The organism is Geodermatophilus sp. SYSU D00758, assembly GCF_054049955.1.
This window is the reverse complement of the sequence record NZ_JBJGYK010000005.1, coordinates 182,793-189,386: the sequence shown is the minus strand read 5'-3', so window position 1 is coordinate 189,386 and position 6,594 is coordinate 182,793. Positions and strand designations below refer to the sequence as shown.

The window sequence follows — 6,594 nt, the reverse complement described above, 5'->3', positions numbered from 1 at the left end:
TGCTTGAAACCCGGCCGAGAACCGCGACCTGACAGATCGCGATCAATCTCAACCAAAGGAACCCACAAAGGGGTTGTTACTTGGCACTGACTTTCGGCACGCTGTTGAGTTCTCAAGGAGCGGACGCGCGCGACTCCCGGCCGTTTCACGGGCCTTTGTTCGCGGCGGTTTCCCCACTGTACACCGTGCTCCGCAGCAGTCGAACCTCAGGCGTTCGTCCGGCGGTTTCCCGGGCCCTGCGGCCCGGTCTGTTCTCGCTCGGTGCAGGAAGAACCATACACGTCCTCGGGAGGCCGTGCACGGGGGGTCCCGGAGGCCCTTCCCGATGACCGAGACGCGCGGTTCCCGTGCTCCTCGGTCGGTGGGTGCAACGGTCCCGGTCCCCGGTGCATTCCCCGTCGCCGAGGTCCGTGACGCCCCGGTCGGACGCCGGCCGGGCAGCCGGGACCACGGTGCAAGCACGGCACGGCACGGCACGGCACGGCGCGGCGCGGCACGGCACGGCGCTCAGGCGACCCCGCGGGGGCGGAACTGGACGCTGACCCGCGGGCCGACGGCCCTGGCCGTCTTGGGGATGCAGTGCTCCCAGGTGCGCTGGCAGGACCCGCCCATCACCACCAGGTCGCCGTGCCCCAGCGGGAACCGCAGGCTCTCGCCGCCGCCGACCGGGCGCAGCAGGAGCGGACGCGGCGACCCGAAGGAGACGATGGCCACCATCGTGTCCGCGCTCCGCCCCCGGCCGATGCGGTCCCCGTGCCAGGCCACGCTGTCGCGCCCGTCGCGGTACAGGCACATCCCGGCGGTGACGAAGGGCTCGCCGAGCTCCTGGGCGTACCGGTCGGTCAGCGCCTCCCGCGCCCGGGTCAGCAGCAGGTGCGGCAGGGTCTCCCCGTCGCCGTACCACCGCAGGAGGCGGGGTACCGCGACCTCCCGCTCGTACATCTGCCGGCGGTCGGCCCGCCACCCGATGTCCCCGAGGAGCACCTCGAGGACGGCGTCGGAGCCGGTCACCCACCCCGGCTGGTGGTCGACCCAGGCGCCCCGGGTCAGCGGGTGACGCACCGGGCGCAGGCGTGCGAGCGCCGCCTCCTCGGCGAGGTCCCAGATCGACGGCTGGTGCGCGAGCGCCATGCGCAGAGGCTACGCGCTGTCGAACGCCTGTACGAGTGCGCGGCGGCCTGGCGGGTCCTCAGGCGGTGAGCGCCAGCGCGAACGGCAGCACCCGGGACGCCCCGGCCAGGCGGAGCTCCCGCCCGGCCACCGTCATGGTCCAGCGAGAGTCGGCGAGGTCGTCGACCAGCAGCACGGGGACGGGCCCGAGCTCCTCCAGGCGGGCCCGCAGCTCCGGGCCGACCACCACGCGCTGCCACACCCCGGCCAACCGGAACGCGCTGTTGCCGCCGGGCCCGCCGGTCGGCCCCCCGTGGGCCAGGGAGAGCTCCCCGAGGTAGGGCAGCCGGCCGAGGCCGGCCAGCCCCTGCGCCAGCCCGGTGACCAGCCGGGGACGTCGGCGGGAGGGCACCGCCACCACCGCCGCGGGTCGCTCCGCCCAGTCCCAGGCGCCCAGGACCCGCGCGCAGGCCCGGAGGAGGTCGTCGTCCGGCGGCGCGTCGTGGCCCCGCTGCAGGGACCCGCGCCGAGCGTGCGCGGTGTGGGGGTCAGCGGGCTCCTTCCCGTCGAAGGCGGCGTCCGGGTCCTCCTCGAGCCCCGGGGCCTCCAGATCGACCACCCCACCCACCCCGTCGTCGCCGAGGAGGGTGCGCAGCCGCTGCCCCCAACCCAGGTCGGTCAGCCGGGCGACGGCCCGGCCCGGGTCGAGCTGCTCGCCGGGGGCGATCTTCCCCTTGACCTCCATCCCGAGGCGGTCGGCGCCGGTCGGCCACTGGGCCCGCGGGGCCAGCTCCACGCCGGGGCGGTCCAGCGCGGCCGACGCCGCCTCGGCCGCCGCGGCGGGGACCTCGGTGGCGTACCAGGGGCCGGCGCAGACGTCGCAGCGGCCGCAGGGTGCGGCGGTCGGGTCGTCCAACGCCTCCTGCAGGAAGGCCATGCGGCAGCGCGCCTCGTCGACCGGGCGGGCGTAGGCGATCATCGCCCGCTGCTCGGCCTCCCGGGTGCGGGTGACGCGGCCGTACCGGTCGGCGTCGTAGACCCACGGCCGGCCGGTGGCGCGCCAGCCGCCCTGGACCCGCTCCACCGCGCCGTCGACGGCGAGCACCTTGAGCAGCAGCTCCAGCCGGGACCGCCGGACGTCGGCCACCGTCTCCAGCCGGGCCACCGACCAGGCCTTCCCGTCGGCCATCGCGGTGAGCACCGCGGCGGCGTGGTCCTCCCGCGGCATGGAGGAGGTGGCGAACCACTGCCAGATCGCGAGGTCCTCCGGGCCCGGGAGGAGCAGCACGTCGGCGTGCTCGACGGCCCGGCCGGCGCGCCCGACCTGCTGGTAGTAGCTGACCGGCGACGACGGCGCCCCCAGGTGGACGACGAACCCGAGGTCGGGCTTGTCGAAGCCCATCCCCAGGGCGGAGGTGGCCACCAGCGCCTTGACCCGGTTCTCCCGGAGCGCCTCCTCCGCCTCGCGCCGGTCGGCGTCGTCCAGCCGGCCGGTGTAGGCGCGCACCTCGTGACCGGCGTCCCGCAGCAGCGCGGCGGTCTCCTCCGCGGCGGAGACGGTGAGCGTGTAGACGATCCCGCTGCCCGGGAGGTCGCCCAGGTGGGCGGCCAGCCAGGCCAGCCGGGCACGGTCGGTGGGCAGCCGGAGGACGCCGAGCCGCAGCGAGTCGCGGGCCAGCGGGCCGCGCACCGTCGTGACGCCCACGCCGCCGGCCCCGAGCTGCTCGGCCACGTCGGCCACCACCCGCTCGTTCGCCGTCGCGGTGGTCGCCAGGACGGGGGTGCCGGAGGGCAGGGCGCCGAGCAGGTCGCGGATGCGGCGGTAGTCCGGGCGGAAGTCGTGCCCCCAGTCGGAGACGCAGTGCGCCTCGTCCACGACGAGCAGGCCGCAGCGCTGGACCAGCTCGGGCAGCTGCTCCTCGCGGAAGCGCGGGTTGGTGAGGCGCTCCGGGGAGACCAGCAGGACGTCGACCTCGTCCGCGGCCAGCGCCGCGGCGACGTCGTCCCACTCCGTGGCGTTGGCGCTGGAGATCTCGACCGCCCGGATGCCGGCCCGGGCGGCCGCGGCCACCTGGTCGCGCATCAGGGCGAGCAGCGGGCTGACCAGCAGGGTGGGGCCGCGGCCCCGCCGGCGGAGCAGCGCGGTGGAGACGAAGTAGACGGCCGACTTGCCCCAGCCGGTGCGCTGCACCACCAGGGCCCGCTCGGACCGCTCGACCAGCGCGGCGACGGCGGTGTCCTGCCCCTCGCGGAAGGCCGCGTCGGGGCGGCCGGTCAGCTCGCGCAGCACCTCGAGGGCCTCGACGTCGAGGGCGGACGGCGGCGCGGCGGTGCTCATGGCCCCCGACAGTAGGGACCGGGGCCGACAGGGGCGTCCCGGGGCGCGCATGCTGGGGGCGATGGAGGAGGATCCGCGGACGATGCCGCTCCCGACGCCGCCCCCCGACAACCACGTGCACACCCGCTGGTCCTGGGACACCCCCGACTCGGCGACGATGGTGCGTGCCTGCGAGCGCGCGGTCGCCCGGGGGTTGCCGGCCATCGCCTTCACCGAGCACCTGGACTTCACGACCTGGTCCCCGGAGGACCGGGCGACCGCCGAGGGGCTGGTCGACCGGCACGCCTCCCGGCACCTGCCCATCGACGTCGAGGGGTACTGGGCCGAGCTGGAGGAGTGCCGCGAGCGCTTCCCCCAGCTGCGCATCTGGTCGGGCGTGGAGACCGGTGAGCCGCACCTGTTCGCCGCCAGCGTCGCCGCGCACCTGCGCGACGCCCCCGTCGACCGGGTGCTCGGCTCGCTGCACTCGCTCAGCGAGGACGGCCGGCTGTACGGGGTCGGCCGGATGCTCTACCCGGACCCCGACCCGACGATGCGGCGCTACCTCGCCGAGGTCGTCGACATGGTGGAGAGCAGCGACGTCTTCCAGGTGCTCGCGCACGTGGACTTCCCCCGCCGCTACTGGCCGGGCGGGCCCGACGCCTACCAGGAGAAGGACTTCGAGGAGGAGTACCGCGCGGTGTTCCGCGCGCTGGCCGGCACCGGACGCGCGCTGGAGGTCAACACGACCAGCCCGCTGGCGTCGGTGGACCAGGTGCGCTGGTTCCACGAGGAGGGCGGGGAGGCGGTCAGCTTCGGCAGCGACGCCCACCAGCCGGCGGCCGTCGGCCAGTACTTCGACCTCGCCGTGGACGTCGTGGAGGCCGCCGGCTTCCGCCCGGGGCGGGACGCCTTCGACTTCTGGCGTCGCCGCTGACCCGACTACTTCACCGCTAAGACAGTTCGGGCTAGGGTCGGCCGGTGCCCACCTCCCGCCGCGTCGTGATCGCCCTCGGCGGCAACGCGATGACCGGCCCCGACGGCTCGGCGACCCCGGCGGCCCAGCAGCGCGCGCTCGCGGTGGCCGCCGGCCACGTCGCCGAGGTGGTCGCCACCGGGGCCGACGTCGTCCTCACCCACGGCAACGGGCCGCAGGTGGGCAACCTCCTCGTGAAGAACGAGCTGGCCGCCCACGAGGTCCCGCCCGTGCCGCTGGACTGGTGCGTCGCCCAGACGCAGGCCACGATCGGGTTCACGCTGGCCGACGAGCTCGACGCGGCCCTCGCCGCCCGCGGCCTGCCGCAGCGCACCGCCGGCCTCGTCACCCGCACGCTCGTGGACCCCGACGACCCGCACTTCGCCGAGCCGTCGAAGCCGGTCGGCCGCCACCTGTCCCGCGAGCGGGCCGAGCTGTTCATCGCGCACGGCCAGACCTGGGAGGACCGGGGCGAGCGCGGCTGGCGCCGGGTGGTCGCCTCGCCGGTGCCGCGCTCGGTCATCGACGTCCCGGCGATCGCGGCGCTCGCCGCGGCGGGCTTCGTCGTCGTGTGCGCCGGCGGCGGCGGCGTGCCGGTCGTCCCGGACGGGCCCGACGGCGCGCTGCGCGGGGTGGAGGCGGTCATCGACAAGGACCTCACCGCGGCGCTGCTGGCCCGGGAGCTGGGCGCCGACACCCTCGTCATCGCCACCGACGTCCCCCACGTGATGGTGGGCTTCGGCACGCGCGCGGCGCGGCCGCTGGGCCGGGTGACCACCGCGGAGCTTCGCGCGCACGCCGCGGCCGGGGAGTTCGCGCGCGGCTCGATGGGCCCGAAGGTCGAAGCCGCCCTGGGTTTCGTGGAGGGTGGCGGCGGCCGCGCCGTCATCACCTCCCTGCAGCACATCGCCGACGCCGTCGCCGTGGACGACGCCGGCACCGTCCTGACCGCCAACTGAAGAGAAAGGGCCCTCCTGCCCCCACCGCTCGCAAGCTCGCGGCGGGGCCCTGCAGGGGGGCCGACCCCTGAGAACGAAGGAGTAGTGGTCCCGTGCCCGCACCGATCGAGGTCCGCAAGGTCCCGCTGCACTCCGTCAGCGACGCCTCCGAGCTCGCGAAGCTCATCGACGACGGCGTCCTCGAGGCCGACCGCGTCATCGCCGTCATCGGCAAGACCGAGGGCAACGGCGGCGTCAACGACTACACCCGCATCATCGCCGACCGCGCCTTCCGCGAGGTCCTGGTCGAGAAGGGCACCCGCTCGGCCGAGGAGGTCAAGGGCGTCCCGATCGTGTGGTCCGGCGGCACCGACGGCGTCATCAGCCCGCACGCGACGGTCTTCGCCACCCTGGCCGAGGACGCCGTCGAGAAGACCGACGAGCCGCGGCTGACCGTGGGCTTCGCGATGAGCGAGCAGATCCTGCCCGAGGACATCGGCCGGGTCGCCATGATCGAGAAGGTCGCCGCGGGGGTGAAGCAGGCGATGGCCGAGGCGGGCATCGACGACCCCGCCGACGTCCACTACGTGCAGACCAAGACCCCGCTGCTCACCATCGACACCATCCGGGACGCCAAGTCCCGCGGGAAGACGGTGTGGACCGAGCACACCCACGAGTCGATGGACCTCTCCAACGCCACCACCGCCCTCGGCATCGCCGTCGCGCTCGGCGAGATCGAGATGCCGGGCGACGAGGACGTCATGCACGACCTCTCGCTGTTCTCCTCCGTGGCCTCCTGCTCCTCGGGGGTGGAGCTCGACCAGGCGCAGATCGTGGTGGTCGGCAACGCCCGCGGGCACGGCGGCAGCTACCGGATCGGCCACTCGGTGATGCAGGACGCCCTGGACCAGGACGGCATCTGGGCGGCCATCCGCGACGCCGGCCTGGAGCTGCCCGAGCGGCCGCACCACAGCGACCTCGGGGACCGGCTGGTCAACGTCTTCCTCAAGTGCGAGGCCGACCCGTCGGGGGCGGTCCGCGGCCGGCGGAACGCCATGCTCGACGACTCCGACGTCCACTGGCACCGCCAGATCAAGGCCTGCGTCGGCGGCGTGACCGCCTCGGTCACCGGCGACCCGGCGGTCTTCGTCTCCGTCGCCGCCGTGCACCAGGGCCCCTCCGGCGGCGGCCCGGTCGCCGCCATCGTCCGGGCGGACTGACCCCCGGTGTCCCGGTCGGGGGCCGCGTGCCCC

The 6,594-nt window shown here is 75.2% G+C and carries 5 protein-coding genes; 3 read left to right on the top strand and 2 right to left on the bottom strand.

Features of this window, described 5'->3' with window-relative positions:
- Positions 1–507: 507 nt before the first annotated feature.
- A complete protein-coding gene (locus ACI8AC_RS05995; RefSeq protein ID WP_456896153.1) occupies positions 508–1,131 on the bottom strand; it encodes an alpha-ketoglutarate-dependent dioxygenase AlkB in 624 nt (207 codons plus the stop codon).
- 58 nt (positions 1,132–1,189) lie between these two features.
- The gene (locus ACI8AC_RS05990) at positions 1,190–3,448 is read right to left on the bottom strand and encodes a RecQ family ATP-dependent DNA helicase (protein WP_456896151.1); all 2,259 of its coding nucleotides are present in this window, start codon (positions 3,446–3,448) and stop codon (positions 1,190–1,192) included.
- 82 nt (positions 3,449–3,530) lie between these two features.
- On the opposite strand from ACI8AC_RS05990, the gene ACI8AC_RS05985 reads away from it, so the two are divergent.
- The 3 genes from ACI8AC_RS05985 (at position 3,531) to bar (ending at position 6,561) form a co-directional block, all read left to right on the top strand.
- Positions 3,531–4,364 carry a PHP domain-containing protein gene (locus ACI8AC_RS05985; RefSeq protein ID WP_456896149.1) on the top strand — a complete coding sequence of 278 codons (834 nt, stop codon included), beginning with the start codon at positions 3,531–3,533 and terminating at the stop codon, positions 4,362–4,364.
- Between the two features lie 44 nt (positions 4,365–4,408).
- Entirely contained in the window at positions 4,409–5,362 is a 954-nt protein-coding gene (locus ACI8AC_RS05980; RefSeq protein ID WP_456896147.1) for a carbamate kinase, read from the top strand.
- A gap of 92 nt (positions 5,363–5,454) precedes the next feature.
- Positions 5,455–6,561 carry a barbiturase gene (gene bar, locus ACI8AC_RS05975; protein WP_456896145.1) on the top strand — a complete coding sequence of 369 codons (1,107 nt, stop codon included), beginning with the start codon at positions 5,455–5,457 and terminating at the stop codon, positions 6,559–6,561.
- The last annotated feature ends 33 nt before the right edge of the window (positions 6,562–6,594 follow it).

Bases quoted from the DNA above. Each gene is read 5' to 3' on its own strand.
- ACI8AC_RS05995 (WP_456896153.1), bottom strand. From the start codon at position 1,131: ATGGCGCTCGCGCACCAGCCGTCGATCTGGGACCTCGCCGAGGAGGCG.
- ACI8AC_RS05990 (WP_456896151.1), bottom strand. From the start codon at position 3,448: ATGAGCACCGCCGCGCCGCCGTCCGCCCTCGACGTCGAGGCCCTCGAG.
- ACI8AC_RS05985 (WP_456896149.1), top strand. From the start codon at position 3,531: ATGCCGCTCCCGACGCCGCCCCCCGACAACCACGTGCACACCCGCTGG.